General features: G+C 72.6%; 14 protein-coding genes. 4 read left to right on the top strand and 10 right to left on the bottom strand.

The annotated features are described in order from the left end of the window. Positions 1–40: 40 nt before the first annotated feature. Genes dapF through HNR22_RS26695 form a run of 3 tightly spaced genes read right to left on the bottom strand, consistent with a single transcriptional unit; the run spans position 41 to position 2,692 of the window. Entirely contained in the window at positions 41–907 is an 867-nt protein-coding gene (gene dapF / locus HNR22_RS26705) for a diaminopimelate epimerase (RefSeq protein ID WP_179782667.1), read from the bottom strand. Positions 908–914: 7 nt separating this feature from the next. After that, positions 915–1,838 carry a tRNA (adenosine(37)-N6)-dimethylallyltransferase MiaA gene (miaA, locus tag HNR22_RS26700; protein ID WP_179782666.1) on the bottom strand — a complete coding sequence of 308 codons (924 nt, stop codon included), beginning with the start codon at positions 1,836–1,838 and terminating at the stop codon, positions 915–917. Beyond that, complete coding sequence (locus HNR22_RS26695; protein ID WP_179782665.1) at positions 1,835–2,692, bottom strand: class III extradiol dioxygenase subunit B-like domain-containing protein; 858 nt, start codon at positions 2,690–2,692, stop codon at positions 1,835–1,837. The genes miaA and HNR22_RS26695 overlap by 4 nt, the downstream gene beginning before the upstream one ends. Before the next feature lie 150 nt (positions 2,693–2,842). Between HNR22_RS26695 and HNR22_RS26690 the strand changes: the two genes are divergently transcribed. Continuing rightward, entirely contained in the window at positions 2,843–4,051 is a 1,209-nt protein-coding gene (locus HNR22_RS26690; protein WP_179782664.1) for a DUF349 domain-containing protein, read from the top strand. Between the two features lie 819 nt (positions 4,052–4,870). Beyond that, complete coding sequence (locus HNR22_RS26685; RefSeq protein WP_179782663.1) at positions 4,871–6,460, top strand: cellulase family glycosylhydrolase; 1,590 nt, start codon at positions 4,871–4,873, stop codon at positions 6,458–6,460. 111 nt (positions 6,461–6,571) lie between these two features. Here the strand turns inward: HNR22_RS26685 and miaB are convergent, their stop codons facing one another. Continuing rightward, complete coding sequence (gene miaB, locus HNR22_RS26680) at positions 6,572–8,065, bottom strand: tRNA (N6-isopentenyl adenosine(37)-C2)-methylthiotransferase MiaB (RefSeq protein WP_179782662.1); 1,494 nt, start codon at positions 8,063–8,065, stop codon at positions 6,572–6,574. Positions 8,066–8,285: 220 nt separating this feature from the next. Between miaB and HNR22_RS26675 the strand changes: the two genes are divergently transcribed. Beyond that, a complete protein-coding gene (locus HNR22_RS26675) occupies positions 8,286–9,194 on the top strand; it encodes an alpha/beta fold hydrolase (RefSeq protein ID WP_343059976.1) in 909 nt (302 codons plus the stop codon). Between the two features lie 65 nt (positions 9,195–9,259). Here the strand turns inward: HNR22_RS26675 and fxsT are convergent, their stop codons facing one another. Genes fxsT through HNR22_RS26650 form a run of 5 tightly spaced genes read right to left on the bottom strand, consistent with a single transcriptional unit; the run spans position 9,260 to position 18,187 of the window. Next, positions 9,260–13,129: an FxSxx-COOH system tetratricopeptide repeat protein gene (gene fxsT, locus HNR22_RS26670; protein WP_179782660.1), complete on the bottom strand. Its 3,870-nt coding sequence runs from the start codon at positions 13,127–13,129 to the stop codon at positions 9,260–9,262. Then, positions 13,126–14,397: a TIR-like protein FxsC gene (locus tag HNR22_RS26665; RefSeq protein ID WP_179782659.1), complete on the bottom strand. Its 1,272-nt coding sequence runs from the start codon at positions 14,395–14,397 to the stop codon at positions 13,126–13,128. Before HNR22_RS26665 ends, fxsT begins: the two co-directional genes overlap by 4 nt. Beyond that, positions 14,394–15,053, bottom strand: a complete 660-nt coding sequence (locus HNR22_RS26660; protein ID WP_343059975.1) for a TIR-like protein FxsC — start codon at positions 15,051–15,053, stop codon at positions 14,394–14,396. Before HNR22_RS26660 ends, HNR22_RS26665 begins: the two co-directional genes overlap by 4 nt. A gap of 52 nt (positions 15,054–15,105) precedes the next feature. Then, on the bottom strand, positions 15,106–15,930 hold the full coding sequence (locus HNR22_RS26655; protein ID WP_343059974.1) for an AAC(3) family N-acetyltransferase: 825 nt from the start codon (positions 15,928–15,930) through the stop codon (positions 15,106–15,108). Next, positions 15,914–18,187, bottom strand: a complete 2,274-nt coding sequence (locus HNR22_RS26650) for an FxsB family cyclophane-forming radical SAM/SPASM peptide maturase (RefSeq protein ID WP_343059973.1) — start codon at positions 18,185–18,187, stop codon at positions 15,914–15,916. The genes HNR22_RS26655 and HNR22_RS26650 overlap by 17 nt, the downstream gene beginning before the upstream one ends. Positions 18,188–18,591: 404 nt before the next feature. Here HNR22_RS26650 and HNR22_RS26645 point away from each other — a divergent pair, with 404 nt between their 5' ends. Further along, entirely contained in the window at positions 18,592–18,840 is a 249-nt protein-coding gene (locus HNR22_RS26645) for a DUF2277 family protein (RefSeq protein WP_179782656.1), read from the top strand. A 66-nt stretch (positions 18,841–18,906) separates the two neighbouring features. Here the strand turns inward: HNR22_RS26645 and HNR22_RS26640 are convergent, their stop codons facing one another. Next, positions 18,907–19,386, bottom strand: coding sequence for a hypothetical protein (locus HNR22_RS26640; protein WP_179782655.1), 480 nt, complete (start codon positions 19,384–19,386; stop codon positions 18,907–18,909). Positions 19,387–19,629 lie beyond the last annotated feature (243 nt).

Here is a 19,629-nt window from a genome sequence, read left to right as displayed (position 1 = left end):
TGCGTCAGGACCCACGTTGTTCCTGACGCAAACCTCTTGATCAACCCGGGTGAGCTGCGGCAGCGCGGGGCAGGGCGGTCGGGTCCAGCTCGCCGGTTGCCACCAGGACGGCTGGGCCGGAGAGCCAGCAGGAGTCAGCCGTCACCGTGACCGTCACACGGCCGCCGGGCACGTCCACGGCGACCACTCCGGTGTCCCGGCCAGCGTCGCGCAGGGCCACCGCGCCCACCGCGCAGGCACCGGTGCCGCAGGACAACGTCTCGGCGCTGCCACGCTCGTACACCCTCATCAGGCTGTGCGCGTCCGTGGCGTCGACCGGGTCGCCCGCCACGATGAACTCCACGTTCACCCCGCTCGGGAAGACCTCCGGGTCGAACCCGGGCGCGGTCGTCAGGTCCAGCGCGGACAACTCCACACCCGCAGGCAGGACGCAGACCAGGTGCGGGTTGCCGACGTCCACCACCGCACCGGTCAGGGTCAGCCCGCCAAGAGTGGCGGCGGAGCTGTCGTACACCTGGGGTCGGCGCATCTCGACGGACACCACGTCGCCCTCGACCAGCGCGCGCACGACGCCGGCCCGGGTGACCACCGGCAACGCCGCGCCGGCGGGCGTCGCCAACCCGGTGTCGAGCAGGTAGCGCACGAAGACCCGGGCACCGTTGCCGCACATCTCGGCGAACGAACCGTCGGCGTTCCAGTAGTCCATGAACCACTCGGCCTCGCCGGCCAGCCCGGCGCCGTCCGGATGCTTGGCCGCACGGACCACCCGCAGCACGCCGTCCGCGCCGATGCCCCGCCGCCGGTCGCAGAGCGCCGCGACCAGCTCCGGTGTCAGGTCGAGCTGACCGTCCGGGTCGGGCAGGAGGACGAAGTCGTTGCCGGTGCCGTGGCCCTTGGTGAACTCCACGCCCCCATTATCGCGTTTCGGCCGGCACCAGACGCAGGGCGTCCCCGATCAGGTCCGGCCCCGCCGAGTCCAGCCAGTGGATCCGCGGGTCGCGCCGGAACCACGACCGCTGCCGGCGGACGAAGCGCCGGGTCGCCCGTACCGTCTCGTCGTGCGCCTGCGACTCGGTCAACTCACCGGCCAGCATGCGCAGCACCTGCTGGTAGCCGAGCGCCCGACTCGCCGTCCGCCCCTCGGGCAGCCCGCGCCCGATCAGCTCACGGGTCTCCGACACCAGGCCGTCGGCCCACATCCGATCGACCCGCAGCGCGATCCGCTCGTCCAGCAGGCCGGTGTCCAGGTCGACGCCGACCTGCACCGACGGGTAGTACGGCGTCGGCTGCGGCAGCGAGGCGGTGAACGGCGCGCCGGTCAGCTCGATCACCTCCAGGGCCCGCACGATCCGCCGGCCGTTGCCGGGCAGGATGCCCTGGGCGGCGACCGGGTCGGCGGCGCGCAGCCGCGCGTACAGCGGGGCCGGCCCGACCTCAGCCAACTCCCGCTCCAGTCGCTCCCGCAGCGCCGCGTCGGTGCCGGGGAACTCGAAGCGCTCCAGCACCGCCCGCACGTACAGCCCGGACCCACCGACCAGCAGCGGCACCCGACCCCGGGACAGGATGTCGTTCACCGCCGCGCGGGCCAGCCGCTGGTACTCCGCGACGCTCGCCGGCTCGGTGACCTCCCAGATGTCCAGCAGGTGGTGCGGCACCCCGTCCCGTTCGGCGACGGTCAACTTGGCGGTGCCGATGTCCATGCCCCGGTAGAGCTGCATCGAGTCAGCGTTGACCACCTCGCCGTCGAGGGCGTGCGCCAACGCGATGCTCAGCGCCGACTTGCCCGCCGCGGTCGGGCCGACCACCGCGACGACCGTGCCCCCCTCGTCGCTGGTCACACCCGCTCCCAGGACGCCACGAAGTAGGCGACACCGTAGGGCGCCGAGTCGTGCAGCAACTCCCCACGCCATCCCCCACCGGCTGCGCGGGCCGCGCTGGCGAGCACCTGCCAGGGCGCGCGGCCGGCGGCCTTCAGCTCCGCCGACACCACCGGGTCGAGGCCGAGCAGGACGTCCAGGTCCGCGTCGGCCAGCGCCCCGGCAACCCGCTGGTCGTACGGGAGGGCGCGCGGGTCGTCGTACCCGGGTGACTTCTCTCCCCGGCAGGCCGACCCGTCCCCGAGCACCAGCAACGCCACCCGGTCACCCGCCGCGGACACCTGGTCGGCGAGCGCGGCAAGCTCCGCCATGCCGGCGTCGGCGGCCACCTGCACGGCGGACACGGGCGCGGCGGAGGCCGGCGCGGTGTGGCCCGGCGCGGTGTGGCCCGGCGCGGTGTGGCCTGGCGCGGTGTGGGCTGGCGCGGCGGTCAGCGGCGGTCGCGCGTCGTGCCGGGCCAGCAGCCACGCGCCGATGGTCAGGCTCAGCGGCAGCACCGCGCCCCGGTCGGGCTGACCGGGGACCAGCGGCACGTCCATGTCGACACCCCACGGCTGCAGGGAACCCGTGGCCGGGGGGCGGATCGGGCCGGTCACCGGACCGGTGCCGAGCAGGACCACACGGTCCGGGTCGGCGGCCAGCAAGCGGCGTACGGCGGTGTCACAGGCCGTCCGCAGGTCGTCCAGCTCGGGGGCTGCGGAGCCGGCCACCTCCGGCACGAGCAGGGGCGGATGCGGGCAGACAGCGGCGGCGACCAGTGGCACCCGTTCACCGTAGCGGGAATCCCCGGTGCGTCTCCGCGCCGATCCAGTCATTCGGCCCCTAGGACACCGTATGGTCACGGTCGGCGATAGGCGCTCGACGCGGACCGGGTGAGACCTGTGACAATGCCGGAAGCAACTTGGCTGCGCCGTGGCGGCGACGGGGGTCCATTCCCTCGACGCCGGGAGAACGAGGATGGGCACATGAGCGACTGGACTGCCTTCGGACGGGTGGACGCGGACGGCACCGTTTACGTCAAGACCACCGAGGGTGAGCGGGTGGTCGGATCCTGGCAGGCGGGTGCGCCGGAGGAAGGCCTGGCACATTTCGCGCGCCGCTTCGCCGATCTGGTCACCGAGGTGGATCTGACCGAGGCGCGGCTCAAGTCGGGTGCGGCGGATGCCGGACACTCGCTGAGCACGATCCGGCGGATCCGCACCACGCTCCCCGAGGCCAACGTCGTCGGCGACATCGACGCCCTGGCCGCTCGCCTGGACAAGCTGGCGACCCTCGCCGAGGAGAAGGCCGGTGAGGCGCGCGCCGCCCGGGACGCCGCTCGCGGCGAGGCCCTGGCCCGCAAGACCGCGCTGGTCGAGGAGGCCGAGAAGCTCGCCGCCGAGTCCACCGGTTGGAAGACCGCCGGGGACCGGCTCAAGGAGATCCTCGACGAGTGGAAGACCATCCGTGGGGTCGACAAGAAGGCCGACGGTGAGCTGTGGAAGCGCTTCGCCGCCGCCCGGGACGGTTTCACCCGACGTCGGGGCGCCCACTTCGCCTCCCTGGACTCGCAGCGCAAGCAGGCGCAGACCGTCAAGGAGGAGCTGGTCGCCGAGGCGGAGAAGCTCCAGGAATCCACCGACTGGGCCGCCACCGCCAACCAGCTCAAGGATCTGATGACCCAGTGGAAGGCCGCGCCGCGCGCCTCCAAGGAGGCCGAGCAGAAACTCTGGGAACGATTCCGGGGTGCGCAGGACGCCTTCTTCAGCCGGCGCAGTGAGGTCTTCTCCGCCCGGGACAACGAGCAGCGCGGCAACCTGGAGCGCAAGCAGGCCCTGCTCGCCGAGGCCGAGGCGCTGGACATCGACGCCGACCCGAAGGGCGCCCAGGCCAAACTGCGGGAGATCCAGGCACAGTGGCACGAGGCCGGCCGGGTGCCCCGCGAGGCGGCTGCCGGGCTGGAGCGCCGGCTGCGCGCCATCGACGACAAGGTCCGCGACGTGATGGACTCGGCGTGGCGCCGCACCACCAAGGAGGACAACCCCCTGCTCGCCCAGATGCGGGCGCAGGTGGCGGAAGCCGAGGACCGGCTGGCCCGGGCGCAGAGCGCCGGGGACGCACGCCGGATCAAGGAGGCCGAGCAGGCGCTCACCGCCAAGCGGCAGTTCCTCCAGCTCGCCGAGCAGGCCGGCTGAGCTGACGTCTTCCGGAGCCCCCGGTCCCTCGCAGGGACCGGGGGCTCCCGCGTGCCCAAGGCCCTCGCGCCCCGCGCCCCGCGCCCCGCGCCCCGCGCCCCGCGCCCCGCGCCCCGCGCCCCGCGCCCCGCGCCCCGCGCCCCGCGCCCCGCGCCAAGATCCTCACAACTTCAGGGAAACTGCTGCCTCAGATGCGCCGGAGGCAGCAGTTTCCCTGAAGTTGCGTGGATCTTGCCGGCTTGTTGGGCGCGGGCCGCTTGAAGGCCGACTTCCGACGCCGACGCCGACGCCGGTCATGGTCACGCTCGATCCTGGATGTAGTGGTATCCCCGCCTCTCGAGACCACTACATCCAGGATCGAGCGCGATCTTGCGGGGTGGGGGCGCAAGGCGAGCGCGGGACGAGCGCGGACGCGGGGCGAGCGCGGCGCGAGCGCGGGCGCGGCGCGAGCGCGGGCGCGGCGCGAGCGCGGGCGCGGCGCGAGCGCGGGCGCGGACGGCCGGGGCGCGGGACGCGGGCGGGCGGGCGGGCGGGCGCGGGACGGTGGGGTGGGGCCAGCCGGACGGCTGGTTGACGCATTGAAGACCGCTGATCAGAATGAGCGACGGAGCCAGGTCGGGCATCGACGCGAGGGCGCTGACGGCGGTACGACGTCGTCGGGGATCGTCGGTGTGCGTTACGCGAGTGACCACGTCCGCGTGACATGGGTCGTTCCGCGCTGTGCGCGTACTCCTGAGGGAGCGTGACGGGCGGACGGCCTCCCCCGGTCTTCCGCCCGCGCCGCCGACGGCGGCGTCGGGCATCCGAAGTGGAGCTCGCATGCACCGTCCCACCTCTTTCGGCGGCGCGCTGGCCGCGCTCGCCACCGCCGCGGCTGGCGCGCTCGTCGCCGTCGCGGTCAGCACCGGCCCGGCGGTCGCCGCGCCGGGCGGTACCGGCACCGGTTACCTGCACACCAACGGCAATCAGATCGTGGACAGCACCGGCGCCACGGTCCGGTTGACCGGCATCAACTGGTTCGGCATGGAGACCGACAACAAGACCTTCCACGGGCTGTGGTCGAACAACCCGTGGCGGGGGCAGCTCGACACGATGGCCCGGCTGGGTTACAACACGTTGCGGGTGCCGTACTCGAACGACGCGCTGAAGCCGGGCGCGACCGCCAGCGGGGTCAACGACTTCGTCAACCCGGATCTGGTCGGGTTGTCGCCGTTGCAGATCCTGGACAAGGTGATCGACTACGCCGGCAGCAAGGGGATGCGGATCATCCTGGACCGGCACCGCCCGACGGCGGCCGGGCAGTCGCCGCTGTGGTACACGTCGGCGGTCTCCGAGGCGACCTGGATCAACGACTGGAAGATGCTGGCCCAGCGGTACGCGGGCAACCCCACGGTGATCGGCGCGGACCTGCACAACGAGCCGCACGCCGAGGGCACCAACCCGGCGGCCACCGGCGCGTGCTGGGGTTGCGGCGACACCACCCGGGACTGGCGGCTCGCCGCCGAGCGGGCCGGCAACGCGATCCTCGGCGTCCAACCCAACTGGTTGATCTTCGTGGAGGGGGTGAGCTGCCCCAGCGGTGGCCTCTCCAACGTGTGGGACGGCGACACCAGCAACGACGAGGACTGTGGTTGGTGGGGTGGCAACCTGTCCAAGGCCGGCCAGTTCCCGGTACGCCTGAACGTGGCGAACCGCCTGGTCTACTCGCCGCACGAGTACGCCACCTCGGTCTACCGGCAGAGCTGGTTCGACGCCCCGGACTACCCGGCGAACATGCCGGCCATCTGGGACAAGTACTGGGGTTACCTCTACAAGCAGAACATCGCTCCGATCATGATGGGTGAGTTCGGCAGCACCCTGGCGGACCCGAAGGACAAGGTGTGGCTGGAGAAGTTGATGGCCTACACCGGCACCGGGGTGACCGGGATGTCCTTCACCTACTGGTCGTGGAACCCGAACTCGGGTGACACCGGCGGCATCGCACTGGACGACTGGACGAACGTCAACACCACCAAGCAGGCGATCCTCCAGCCGTACCTGATCGCGCCGACCGGTGGCGGCACCACCACCCCACCGCCCGACGGACCGACGGATCCGCCCACCGGCGCCTGCACTGCCACCTACCGGCAGGTCAACGCCTGGCAGGGCGGCTTCCAGGGTGAGTTGACCGTGAAGAACACCGGCCCCGCCGCGGTGAACCCGTGGTCGGTCACCTGGGCCTGGCCGTCCGGGGTGACGTTGGGCAGTGGCTGGAACGCCACGGTCTCCCAGTCCGGCACGACGGTCACCGCGGCCGCACCGGGGCACGCCCCGTCGCTGTCGGCGGGCGGGTCGGTCACCGTGGGCTTCACCGCCAACGGCACCGCCAGCACGCCGGGCACGGTGAAGCTCAACGGCGCCAGCTGCTGAGTTGTCGGGACGGCCGGCGCTTCCCGCGTCGGCCGTCCGCCGGCGCGGTCGGATCACTGTCTGAACGGGCGGCCCCTTGTCGTCGCGCGACGACAAGGGGCCCTCCCGCGCTCAGTGGGTGGCGCAGCCGGCAGTCGGTGCGGCGGCGACCGGCGGTGCGCCGATCGTGGGCAGACCGAGCAACACACCGGGGGTACGCGGGGAACGCCCCGCCTCGGCGGCGTCGCCGGCCCGGGTACGCCGGTGCGCCACCGGCGCTCCGTCGGCGTTGAGGTGGTGCGGCGCGGCGTACGTGATCGTGGTGTGCACGATGTCGCCCGGGCGGATCTGGCCGGCCATCGACTCCCCGCCGGGGGTGTCGGTCGCGAAGTGCACGAGCCGACCGTCGCGGGCCCGACCGGACATCCGGCCGGTGCGCTCGTCCTTGCGGCCCTCGCCGACCGCGACCAGCACCTCGACGGTCTCGCCCACCAGGCGCTTGTTCTCCGCCCAGGTGATCTCCTCGACGGTTTCGATCAGCCGTTCGTAGCGCTCCTGCACGACCTGCTTGGGCAACTGGTCGTCCATGGTCGCGGCGGGGGTGCCCGGGCGCTTCGAGTACTGGAAGGTGAAGGCCGAGGAGAACCGGGCCTCGCGGACCACGTCCAGGGTGCGCTGGAAGTCGGCTTCGGTCTCACCCGGGAAGCCGACGATGATGTCGGTGGTGATCGCCGCGTCCGGCATCGCCGCCCGGACCTTCTCGATGATCCCCAGGTAGCGCTCGGAGCGGTAGGACCGGCGCATCGCCCGGAGCACGTCGTCGGAGCCGGACTGCAACGGCATGTGCAGCGAGTGGCAGACGTTCGGCGTCTCGGCCATCGCGGCGATCACGTCGTCGGTGAAGTCCTTCGGGTGCGGGCTGGTGAACCGGACCCGCTCCAACCCGTCGATGTCACCGCAGGCCCGCAGCAGCTTGCCGAACGCGTACCGGTCGCCGAACTCCACCCCGTAGGAGTTGACGTTCTGCCCGAGCAGGGTCACCTCCAGCACGCCCTCGTCGACCAGAGCGCGCACCTCGGAGAGGATGTCGCCGGGACGGCGGTCCTTCTCCTTGCCGCGCAGCGCGGGCACGATGCAGAACGTGCAGGTGTTGTTGCAGCCCACCGAGATCGACACCCACCCGGCGTACGTGGACTCGCGGCGGGTGGGCAGCGTGGAGGGGAAGACGTCGAGGGACTCCAGGATCTCCACCTCGGCGGCGGCGTTGTGCCGGGCCCGCTCCAGCAGCACCGGCAGCGAGCCGATGTTGTGGGTGCCGAAGACCACGTCCACCCAGGGTGCCTTGCGGACGATCTCGCCCCGGTCCTTCTGGGCCAGGCAGCCGCCGACCGCGATCTGCATTCCGGGGTGCTTGTCCTTCACCGGGCGCAGCCGACCGAGGTTGCCGTAGAGCCGGTTGTCGGCGTTCTCCCGGACGGCGCAGGTGTTGAAGACGACGATGTCCGGGGTGTCGTCGGCGGGCACCGCGCGCACGTAGCCGGCCTGTTCGAGCAGGCCGGAGATGCGCTCAGAGTCGTGCACGTTCATCTGGCAGCCGTACGTCACGACGTTGTAGGTCCTAGCCACCCTCTTGGTGCCCCTTCCCCTCGGGCTACCAGGGTAGCGGCCCGTTCGGGGGCCCCAACCCACCGGCATTGACCCGGCGGCCCATAGCGGGCATCCACGACGGGCAGTACGCTGCACAACAAGAAAGTGTTCTGGGCGATTTCGGGGGCTTTGCACTCACCGCCGACAACGCGCGGCTCCGTTCACGGGGGAGCACATGACGACCCGCGGGAGGCCAACCGTGACGCGACAAGATGCGGCACAGCGCACCGTCACCACCCCGGACGGGCGGCACCTCGCGGTGGAGACCTCCGGCTCGCCGGACGGGCCTGCGGTCTTCCTGCTGCACGGCACCCCGGGCAGCCGCAGCGGCCCCCGGCCCCGGGGCATCGTCGTCTACCGCCTCGGCGTGCACCTCGTCTGTTACGACCGGCCCGGCTACGGCGACTCCGACCGGCACGAGGGCCGGCGGGTCGCCGACGCCGCGGCCGACGTGGCGGCGATCGCCGACGACCTCGGCATCGAGCGGTTCGCGGTGGTGGGCCGGTCCGGTGGCGGTCCACACGCCCTGGCCTGTGCGGCGTTGCTGCCGGACCGGGTCACCCGGGCCGCCGTCCTGGTGGGGCTCGCCCCGGCCGGCGCACCCGACCTGGACTGGTACGCCGGGATGGCCGAGTCGAACGTGGAGGACTACGGGCGGGCCGACGAGGACCTCGCCGAGCTCACGCTCAACCTGAAGGTCCGCGCGGAGGAGGCCCGGCGGGACCCGATGACGCTGCTGGACTTCCTGCGCCCCCAGTTGCCCGACGAGGACATCCGGGTCGTCGACGACGTCGCGATCCGCCGACTGCTGACCGACATGTACTCCGAGGCGTTGCGGCACGGCCCCGAGGGCTGGATCGACGACGTGCTGGCGATACGGCGTGGCTGGGGGTTCGACCTGAGCGCCATCCGCGCGGAGGTCCGGCTCTGGCACGGCGAGCAGGACCGCTTCTCGCCGGTGGAGCACTCCCACTGGCTCGCCTCGCGGATCTCGCGGGCCGAGGTCCAGGTGCAGCCCGGCGCCGCGCACTTCGGCGCGGTGGAGATCCTGCCGCAGACCCTCACCTGGCTGGCCACGCCGGACCTCGCGACCACCCCTCGGGTCTGAACGACCGTCGTTCAGCGCTCGGCCCCGGCGGGGCGGACCCGACCCACCCCGCCGGACCAACCCGGTCAGATCGTGTGCGGGTCGATGACCCGGACGACGAACCGCCGCTCACGCAGCGTCTGCACCGTCGGATGCTCCGGGCCGATCACCTCGGCCAGCCGGTCCGCCACCGCGCCGACGTCCTCGGCCGGGGCCTCGCCACCGGCCCGCCTCGACACCAGGGCCAGATCACCGAGGCAGCGCAGCGTGTCGGGGTGATCCGCGCCGATCACCGCGGCCAGGCGACCGGCTGTCTCCCGCAGTCGCTCCCGCGCCGGGTCCCACTCCCCCTCCTCGGCGAGGCACACCGCGTGGTTCACGTCCGCGGCGAGGGTGTGCGGGTGGTCGGGGCCGAGGACCTTGCGCAGCTCGCCGGAGGCCCGGGCCGCCGACGCGCGGGCATCCGACCTGCGCCCGAGCGCGCGCTCGGCGGCGGAGAGGTTGCTCAGAGTCGCCAGCGTGTGCGGGTGCTCCGGGCCGAGGCGCAGCTGCTCCTCGTACGCCTGGCTCACGGCGGTCATCTCGGTGAACGCTCTCGCCGCGTCGCCGACGGCCAGCAGGTTCGCCGCGCGACTCGACCGGCACGCCACCGTGTCCGGGTTGTCCGGCCCGAAGCGCTCGTCGAGCTCGCGGTACGCCGTCTCGAACATCGGCGCGGCCTCGGCTCCCCGACCGGCGCTGCGCAGTGACACCGCCAGGTTGACCTGGGCGGCGAGACTCTGGCCGTCATCCGGCCCGAGCACCTCGCAGTACGTGTCGTACACGGTGCGCAGCAGGGTGACCGACCTCTCGTACTCACCGGCTTCCCGCAGGTCGCTGCCCAGACGCACGGCGGAGACCAGGGTGTACGGGTGGGTGGGGCCGAGCACCAGCCGCCGCCGCTGGTGCACCTCGTCGTCCCACCTGCGGGCGGACCGGTAGTCGCCGACCAGCCGGTAGGAGACGGCGAGGTTGTTGGCCGCGCTCAACGTCCGGGGATGGTCCTCGCCGAACACCTGGAGCCAGGAGGCGTACGTGGATCGGTCCCGTTCCAGCGCATCGGCGTAGCGGCCGAGCGCGCGCAGGTCACCGCCGAGGCTGCCGGCGGTCATCAGACTGTGTGGGTGCATCGCGCCGAGCAGCCGGCGTTGCTCGGCCAGCACCGCCTCGTCGAGGTCCCGGGCCTCGTCGAACCGGCCCAGGCTGCGCAGGATGTTCGCCCGGTTGAAGCGCAGGTGCAGCAACTGCCGACCCAGCGCGGACGCCTCGACCTCGTCGTGCGTGTCGCCGAGTCGGGCGGACCAGGTCTCGTCCACCTCCTGGCTGAACCCGTCGGCCTGGTCCAGACCGCCGCGCTGCCACAGGTAGCGGACCCGGTCGATCAGCAGCTGACACACCGACTCGTCGGGGCAGGTCAACGCCTCGGAGACCTCCAGGTGCGGCCAGAGCATCCGCAGCCGGGGCCAGGTGGTCGGGTCGTCCACGTCACCGCGGGGCCGGGACGCCGCCAGCACCAGGTGCACCTGGTGTCGGGCCGCGTCGATCTCGTCCTCGGTCATCCGGTCGCGTACGACCGCCTGCAACAACCGGTGCACCTGGACCCGGCCGCCCTGGACATCGAGTTTGAGCAGGGCGAGCCGGTTGATCTGCTGGACGAGCGCACCGCGGACGAGCCGTTCGGACACCGACGGGTCGAACGGCACGAGGGCCGCCGCCATCTCGTCGCTGTAGATCAGCTCCAGCGCGATTTCCGGGGCCAGCACCGAGCAGAGCTGCAACAGCCGGTACGCGGCGGGCGCCTGGTCGAGCAGCCGGTTCAGCGACAGGTCCCAGGTCGCCTCGACGGAGAGCGCGCTGGGGCCGTGCCGCTCGATCTGTCGCAGGTAGTCGGCGACCGACGTGCCGGTGTCGGCCAGCCACGCGCCCGCCGCCGCCACCGCGATCGGCAGGTCGCCGAGCGCCTCGGCCACCCGGTCGGCCTCCTCGGCGCTGATGGTGGGCACCCGCTGGGCGAGGTGGGCGACGCTCTCGGTGCGGTTGAAGACGTCCACCTGGATCGGGTTCGCCCGGTCGCCCCAGGCGCGGTTGCGCGAGGTCAGCAGGACGTGCCCGGGGCCCTGGGGCAGGAAGGGCTCAATCTGGTCGAGCTCCTCGGCGTTGTCGAGCACGACGAGCCACCGCTCGTACGGCTCGCCGCGGCCCAGCACCTGCAACACGGACCGGACCGTGTCGGGCAGGGTCGGTCCGGTGAGGATGCCGAGGCGGCTGGCGAGGTCGGCCAGGGCCGTGTCGACGAACTGCGGCGGGTCCGCCACGATCCACCAGACCACGTCGTACGCGGTCTTGAACCGGTGCACGTACTCCAGGGCCACCTGTGTCTTTCCGACGCCGCCCATGCCCTGGAGGGCGACCGGCAGCACCACCGCGCTGCCCCCGCTCTGCAGTTGCGCGCGCAGCCGGGCCAGGTCGTCCTCCCGGCCCGTGAACCGGGCGTTCCGGTTGGGGGCGTTGAAGATCAACGGCTCGGTGCCGGGAAAACGGGTGCTCCCGCCCGCCGGGCCGTCCGCCGACGACGGCACCGGCCGGCCGACCAGCCGCAACACCCGCTCCACGGCGGTCGCCGCGCTCACATTGACCAGGTTGGTGGAACTCTGGGAGGGGAACTCCGCCAGCGGGCGCAGGTCAGCGACGTACACGGCGAGCGCCGTGGAGCCGGTGCTGGTGTCCCGGTCGGGCAGACCGCCGGACGGCGTCGCCACGTAGGCCGGCGAGACCACTGTCAGCGTGCGCGGTGCGGGCGTGCCCGCGGACCCGACGGCGGCCGTGGGCTCCACCACCCGCAACCCGGCCGAACTGAGCACCCGCTCCAGCCACTCGGCCCAGATGGCGTCCTCCGGCGCACACCGGAGCACGATCTGGTCGTCGATCGCCTCGGTGCGTCGACGGAAACGGGCCTTGCCCCGCTCCCGCACCGACTCGTCCATCAGCGGCAGCGCGGTCACCGCGCCGTCGGTGAGGATCCCGGTCAACGTCTCGAACGCGGCCAGCAGCGACGTCGGCGAGCCGGGCGGGTCCCCGAACGTCGCCAGTGTCTCCTCGTACGCGTAGAACGGCCGGTACGGGACCTCGACGGCAGCCCAGTAGCGCCGCCGTTCGGCCTCGGTCATACCCGCCGGCAACCCGGCGAACCGCCGCATGGCCAGCAGACGACCCGCCTCGGCCCGCTCCTTCTCGGCCTGGTCGACCCGCATCGGCACCGGCAGGACCCGGATGTCACGACGCCGGTACCGGTCGCGTACCGAGTGCGCCACCCGGGCCGCGCCGTCGATGCCCTGGTCGCTGAGCGTGAAACAGTCGACCAGCGTGTCCGGAAGGTGCAGGGTGCAGATGTCGGCGACGTCGCTCAACCCCGTCCGACTGTCGATCAGGGTGAAGTCGTACTGGCGCTTCATGTCCGCCCGCAGCGCTTCGAAGAACTGCGCACCGCCCAGCCGGTTGTAGAAGTTGTCCCAGTCCAGCCCGCTCACCGAGACTGCGTAGTCGCTGTTCTGCCGGCCCGCGGAGAGGAAGTCCAGACCCCCGCCGTCGGGGAAGTTCCAGCGCAGCGAGAAGGCGTGCCGCCCGACCCGGGCGTACTGCTCCATCCAGCGGTCCGGCCGGTCGTCGACCCGGGTGGTCTCCCACTCGTAGTCGCGGATCATGTCGATCACACCGCTGGTGCCCTGGATCGCCTCGGCGTCGAGAAACGGGTGGAAGAAGCGGTGCAGGCCGGGTGACTCGAGGTCCCAGTCGGCGACGAGCACCCGCCGGCCGCTGGCCGCGAGGATCCAGGCCACGTTGGCCAACGCCATCGTCCGGCCCGTCCCACCCTTGAACGAGTAGAAGGTGACGACCTGGCCTTCGCGATCGTTGTTCATCGGTTTTCTCCGTGGGGACGCATTGGGGCCGGATCGTCAGGCGTGGACGCGGGATCGGGGGTGACGGTCGAGCCGGCCGGCGGCAGGCCGTCACGCAGGCTCGGCACCGGCTCCGGCGGCGGTTCGAAGGGAACCACCGGGCCGTACTTGAGGAACTGACGGCGAGCCTCGGTGACCAGCGCCGGCATCAGGTCGACGAACTCCGGCATGCTGCACGCCCGTTTGACCTGGGGCAGACCGGCGTCGTGCAGCAACTGCGTCACCTCGGTCGCCCACCGGCTGGCGTCCTGGTTGTCGTCATCGTCGGTGACCACCAGTGGAACGACCCACTCCCGCAGGCCGCGCACCATGCCGGCGAGGATCACGGCGGCGTCCGGCGAGGCCGCGATCCACGGGTCGACCAACAGCACGGCCGGTCGCCGGTCGAGCAGCCCGGCGGCCTGCGCGAAGTCCGCTGTGCGGGCGGACAGCCCGAGTCGCTCGGCGGTGCTGGCCGCGTACTCGGCGGCGGGCAGCTCCTGGCGGCGCCCGTACGGTCGCCAGAGCCGGCCGCTGGCCGCGTAGCCGGCGGGGTCGCGGTCGGTCGGCAGATGGTCCCGGGTCGGCGCCAGGACGGCGACGACGAAGTCCGGGTCGGTCGGCCCCGGGCGGACGACCTCGTCGAGGCCCGGCGCGCGGGACGGGCCCAGCGGTCGCCGCTCGGCGGTGTGCACGATCCGGCTGGCCAGGCGGCTCAGCAGAAGCTCGTACTGTGCCCGGTAGGAGGCCAGCATGCAGAACGCCCGCAGGCCGTCCTCGGCGTACGCCGGGACGTCCCGACCCAGGTCCAGGGCGCCGTCCAGCTCCGGGTGCGTCTCCCACGGTGGGAACGGGATCCACAGCACCGGGGTGAGGTGGCCGGCGGTCAGCCGGGCCGACCCGGCGGCGGTCAGCCGGGCCCGGAAGGACTCCTGCTCTCCCAACGCCCACGGGCGACTGAAGTAGCCGGGCGAGTAGAGCGGAACGAAGACCTCTGCGTCGCCCAGCGCCTCCGCGAGAGCCGCCTTCCAGTCGGCGCCCAACGGGATGTGCTGGTCGAAGAAGCCGATCCGCATCCCCGCCACCGGTCGCGCCTGGCGCCGCACCTCGTCGGACAGGTCGGCGAAGAACTGGCCGACCCAGACGTCGGCGTCGGCGCGGGCGCCCGGCGGGGGCGCCGAGTGGGCGTAGCTGAGGAAGAAGTACGTCCCGCGCGCCACCGGTCGGCGCCGGTCCGTCGGCGGGCTCATCCTGGCTCCTCGGTGAACCGGTTGCACAGCTCGTCCACACTCGCCGGCACCCAGGGCTCCACCACGTACGACCGGTGGATCGCCACGATCCGCTGGGCGAGCCGCCAGACCACCGCCCGGTACGCGTTCTCCCACTGCATGGTCAGCAACCCATAGACCCCATCCCGCTGGTAGTGCACCGCGATGTCGGGATCCGGCACGGCGGTCGGGGTGAACCGTTGGATGTCGCGAAGCACCCGGGGCAGCGCCGTGCCGTTCGTCGGCGACCAGGTGACCGGCACGATGGCCGTCTCGTGGGGAGAGGCGGAGCTGTGCCGCGGGACGATAGTCCGGCGGGAGAACGCGTCCCACTCCCGGCCACACCAGTCACTGCCGAGCAGCGCGCTGGACACCAGCGGGACGAAGACCTGGCAGGTGCCGGCGGCCTGGAGCAGCTCCGGGCTCCACCGTTCACCCCCGGCGATGGAGCTGTCCAGAAAGCCGGCGTCCACTCCGGTCACCGGGCCGACCAGCTCACTGACGTGGACGGAGAGGTCCTCGAAGAACCGGGAGACGTACTCGGCGGGTTTGCCGGTGGCACGGCCGACCGGGGCCCGGGAGTAGCTGATGAAGAAGAGCGGGGCGCGCAGTCTGGAGGGTGCGTCCACTGTGCTCACCGCTGCCCCTCCGCCCTCCCCACGCGGCCGGAACATCAGCGTAGTCCCCGCGTCAACGCTGCGCCGCCAAGCGGTTCGCGGCGAACCAACCGACCGCGAAGTCCACAGCGGCTCGTGCCGGCAGCAGGCGAGCCTGGGCCCGCCCGACCCGACCGTGCCGGACGAACGGAGTGCCGTCCAGCGCGGCACCCACCCGGGGAAAGTCACGGTCGTCCAGGTCGAGCCCGCGGAAGTCGAGGCGTACGCGGCGACCGTCGACGAGCCGGAAACAGTGGTAGTCGCGCTCCGGCGTCGGCACCGGCAGCCGGTACTCGGCCAGGTGCAGGGCGCTGCACGCCTCGTAGCCGAGGCCGAGCAGCAGGATCTGCCCGTCGGCCGCGTACAGGCCACCCACCGGTGAGCGTTCTCCCAAATGGCAGGTGAGGTCGTGGCCGTCGGTGAGCTGCCGGGCCCGAGGGCCGAGCGCGGCGAACGAGGTCTGCGGATGGTCACTGCGCACCGCACCGGGGGCACAGCGGACGTACTCGGCGAGCACGCCCATCCGCTGCGAGGGCGTGGTCTGGCGGTCCCAGCCCGGCAGCGCCGCCTCGTACCGCTCGCGTTGCGCCCGGTCCATCCCGGCGACGGCCGCCAGGTGGGCCCGGGAGGTGGTCGAGTTGCCGTCGGTCTGGGTGGGCACCAGCAGCGTGCCGGCCGGGCCGAGGACGTCCCGCAGGGCGCCGGCGAGGGTCGCGGGGCCGTGCTCCAGCGGCCCCACCCGGCGCAGACCGCAGTGCACCAGAAGGCACACACCTGGGCGTACGCCCAGCGCCCGCAGGTCGTCGGCGAGGTGGGGGCGGCCCAGGGCGGGCGGATGCCGTTCATCGGGACCCGACACGGGTCTCCTCCAGGGCGTGGCGCAGCTGACCGACGAACCGCTCACCGGCCGCGGTGAGCGACCCGCTGGCCAGCAGCGCGTCGGCGCCGTCCCGGGTCCACGCCAGGTAGCGGGCGGCGTGCGCCGATGCCTCCCCGCCGTCGGTCGCCGCACGGGCCCGCCACACCTGGGTGACGGCCAGGTGGGCGTACACCCCCTGGAGGACCCCCTCGGGTGGCCGCGGGTCGGGTCGCCACGGCACCGTGATCCGGGTGCTCTGCCCGGGTGCCACCAGGTCGTACCGGTCGAGCACGGCACCGAGCTTCGCGTGCTGCCACTCGTGCACGAGCAGCACCGCCATCGTCTCCGGGTCCCGATGGGGGGTGACGGCGACAGCGCCGAACGCGTGCCGGGCGGTCGCGCTGCGCAGTGGTCGCGCCGGGTCGGGTGCCAGCGGCACGACGGCGCGCAGACCGCCGTCGAGCGCCGCCGCGTGCGCCGGCACGTCCCGGCACACGACCTGCCAGGCCTCGACCAGCGTACGGCCCAACGCCTGCGCGGCCGGGGTGTCCAGGCGCGACGCCACCGGCTGGCCGTAGCAGTCCCGGTACGGGTCGCCGTCCTCGATGACCAGCCGGCCAGCCGGTGCCGGCACGTCGCGCACCGGTCGCCAGCCGGCCGACGGGTCGACCCTGTCGAGGAGGACCGTCCGGTCCACCGACCCACCCCGGACCCGGAACCCACCGGGCAGGACGGTCACCTCGGCGCGCTCCCCCAGGCCGGGCAGCACCAGGCTGCCGAGCGTGGGCACCGTGATCACGTCGGCCCGCACCGGGACGTCCACAGTGACGGGGACGCCCACCCGGACGGCCGCGGCGACGGCGAGGACCGGCAGCGGGTCGGCCGCCGCGTGGACCCCGGACCGGGCCGACGGATCGAGGCGATGCACCAACCACGGACGGACGAAGGGGTGCTCCAGGACTGCTCGGACCGCCTCCGGTGCCTTCAGCTCAAGGTCGGCGAGCACCTCCCAGGCGGCCCCACTGTCGGACAACTCCCGGCAGGCCGCCAACAGCATCCGGGTGATGGCCAACTGGTCGTCGGCGAGTCGTCTGACGGTCTGCGGCGACCCGTACCCGGTCGCCAGGTCGTCCAGCAGGTCGTCGACCGTCGAGGCGGCGGACCACAGGCTCGGCGCGACGTGGCCGGGCGCCGGGTAGGAGTCCACAATGTCGATCAGGCGGAACAGGTCGGCGCAGTAGACCGAGGGGTTGTCGAAACCCGAACCGGTGCGCCAACGGTGGGCGTACAGGCCTCCGCCGCACCGGTCGACCACCGGGCAGGCCCGGCAGGTGGCACAGAGCCCCCGCACGCCGTCCTGTCGGATGGCCACCCCGGGATGCCCGGCGGCCTCGTCCACCGAATGGTCGAACACGTCGAACCCGGTGCCGGCGGCGCCGTGGTACGCCGTCTTCAGCGAGTCGACCTGCTCCCAGGTGCCGTCGGCCTCGACCACCAGCACGTCGGCCGGCGCGAGGCCGAACGCCTCGGTGCCGCCGCCACCCGGCATCAGCGCCTCGAACAGCCGGATCGACCCGGGCCGCCCGTCGTCCACCCACCGCCGGTGGATCCGCCCCAGCCAGTCCGCGTACGGGGTCAAGGCGGGGCCGGGACGCTCCGGTGGGTGGTCCCAGGTGGCGTGGGGCAGCAGCAGGTCGACCCGGGGCGGGCTCTCGGCCAGCAGCGCCTCGTAGACCCGGTCGGGATCGTTGCGGACGTCGACAGTGCAGAGGATGCCGGCGTAGCTGCTGCGGTACGCCGGTCGTCGGAGCAGGGCCAGGGCCCGCCGGACCTGGTCGTGGCTGCTGCCGCCGTGGGCGAAGACGCGGTGGCGGTCGTTGGCGGCACGGTCGCCGTCGAACGACACACCGACCCGCACGTCGTAGTCGACGAGCAGTTGGCACAGCTCCTCGTCGAGCAGCACACCGTTGGTCTGCATACGCAGGTCGAGCCGCGTCCACGGGGTGATCGCCGCCCGCAGCTCGGCCAGCACCTCGCGCAGCCCGGCGGCACCCAGCAGCAGCGGCTCACCGCCGTGCAGCACCACGTGCACGTCCGACACCTCGTGCTCGCGGGCGTGCTCGGCGATGCGCCGTGCGGCGGCGCGGACCGTCGCCGGTGGCATCCGCACCGGTCGGCCCCGCCAGGTCTGGTCGGCGTGCTGGTAGACGTAGCAGTGGTCGCAGCTGAGGTCGCACCGACTGTGCACCTTCAGCACGAACTGGCTGATCCGCCGGCAGGATCCGCCCGCTCCGGGCGCACCGCACCGGCAGACCATCGCTCAGATGGACGAGTTGAAGGCGGCGACGGGCACGCTGCCGGACGGCACCGATTGGCCTGCGACGACGCGCCTGCGGATCGCCTCGATCAGATCGGCGTGCTCGACGGCGATCCGATCCAACGGGGTGTGCAGGCTGCGTGCGAGGTCATCTGGGTCGGGACGGGGTGAGCGGGTGGGGGCATGGTCCACAATGAGTCTCCGGGGGCCCGGGGCGCTGGGGGCGCGAGCGGCGAGAATGGCTCGAAAGGCTCTGGTCCGTGACCAGGATAGACAAATATCGACCCAGTGTCACCGTCGGTACAGCCATCGGCACCACGAGTGGCAACCCGAGAGGAGCGCACATGTGCCGGAGCATCAAGACCTTGCGTGAGCCGTTCACCCCGCAGGTGACCGACGCGGACGTCGAGGCGGCGGCGTTGCAGTACGTCCGGAAGATCTCTGGCTTCCGGACGCCCGCCGCGCACAACGCCGCCGCGTTCGACGCCGCGGTGGCCTCCGTGGCCGAGGCGACCCGCACCCTCCTCGACCAGCTGGTGGTGCGGGGTGCCGGCTCGGGCACCCCGGACCGGCAGGCCACCGCCTCCCACTGATCGCCAACGCTGTCCGACGGACCGGCGCGGCACCCCGGCCCGACCGGGACCTGACCCCTCGGGAGGTCAGGCCGCGGCGAGCGCCGGGGCGACCGTGTCGGGCGCCCAACGCGAACGGTGACACTGCGACCAGCCCCGGCAGCCCGGGTCGCCCAGCGTGCAGAGCCGCCACCTGCTGAGCACCTCACCATCCTCGGTGTCCCGCACGTCGAAGTGCACCGGACGGACCGTGCCATCCGGGGCCACGAGCAGATGCCGGCCCGCGTCGAGCGTGTCGTCGCGCAACAGGCAGTTGCGGCCCAGCAGTCGCGCGAGCGCGGCGATGCTGGCGTGCTCGGGGAGCTGATCGGGCACCCCGTAGCAGTCCACCACCGTCGCGAACTCGCCCGGCGCCTGCCAGACGTCACACACCACCGCGTACGCCGGCAACCGGGCCGGGTCGGCCACCGCCAGCGGCATCACCACCCGGCCAAGCGCCTCGGCCAGCGCCGGGTAGACCTCCACGGGTTGAGCCCCGTCGATTCTCCAGTTCCACAGCTCGGTCATTCCGCCTCCTCGCTGCGTTCGTCCCCACCGGCCTCCGGATCGGGCCTTACACACGATGGTGGGGGGCATTTGACCCCAGCCGGGGGCAAGTTACCGGTCTGTGACCATTCCGGGCAAAATTTCCCTGAGCAGCATTGCTCGGAGTAGCGGGAAGGTGACAGTTTATCGGGTATGGTGCCCGATCCGCACCACCGCAGCCGCGTGTCCGACGACCACAACCGCAGGTCGAACGATGTGCCGGCC

It is taken from the genome of Micromonospora jinlongensis (assembly GCF_013410645.1).
In the GTDB taxonomy this organism is placed as follows: domain Bacteria; phylum Actinomycetota; class Actinomycetes; order Mycobacteriales; family Micromonosporaceae; genus Micromonospora; species Micromonospora zamorensis.
The sequence above is the reverse complement of the archived record's forward strand: the minus strand, read 5'-3'. Positions and strand labels throughout refer to the sequence as shown.

Bases quoted from the DNA above. Each gene is read 5' to 3' on its own strand.
- HNR22_RS26645 (WP_179782656.1), top strand. From the start codon at position 18,592: ATGTGCCGGAGCATCAAGACCTTGCGTGAGCCGTTCACCCCGCAGGTG.
- HNR22_RS26640 (WP_179782655.1), bottom strand. From the start codon at position 19,386: ATGACCGAGCTGTGGAACTGGAGAATCGACGGGGCTCAACCCGTGGAG.
- HNR22_RS26695 (WP_179782665.1), bottom strand. From the start codon at position 2,692: ATGACTGGATCGGCGCGGAGACGCACCGGGGATTCCCGCTACGGTGAA.
- HNR22_RS26685 (WP_179782663.1), top strand. From the start codon at position 4,871: ATGCACCGTCCCACCTCTTTCGGCGGCGCGCTGGCCGCGCTCGCCACC.
- HNR22_RS26690 (WP_179782664.1), top strand. From the start codon at position 2,843: ATGAGCGACTGGACTGCCTTCGGACGGGTGGACGCGGACGGCACCGTT.
- HNR22_RS26665 (WP_179782659.1), bottom strand. From the start codon at position 14,397: ATGAGCCCGCCGACGGACCGGCGCCGACCGGTGGCGCGCGGGACGTAC.
- fxsT (WP_179782660.1), bottom strand. From the start codon at position 13,129: ATGAACAACGATCGCGAAGGCCAGGTCGTCACCTTCTACTCGTTCAAG.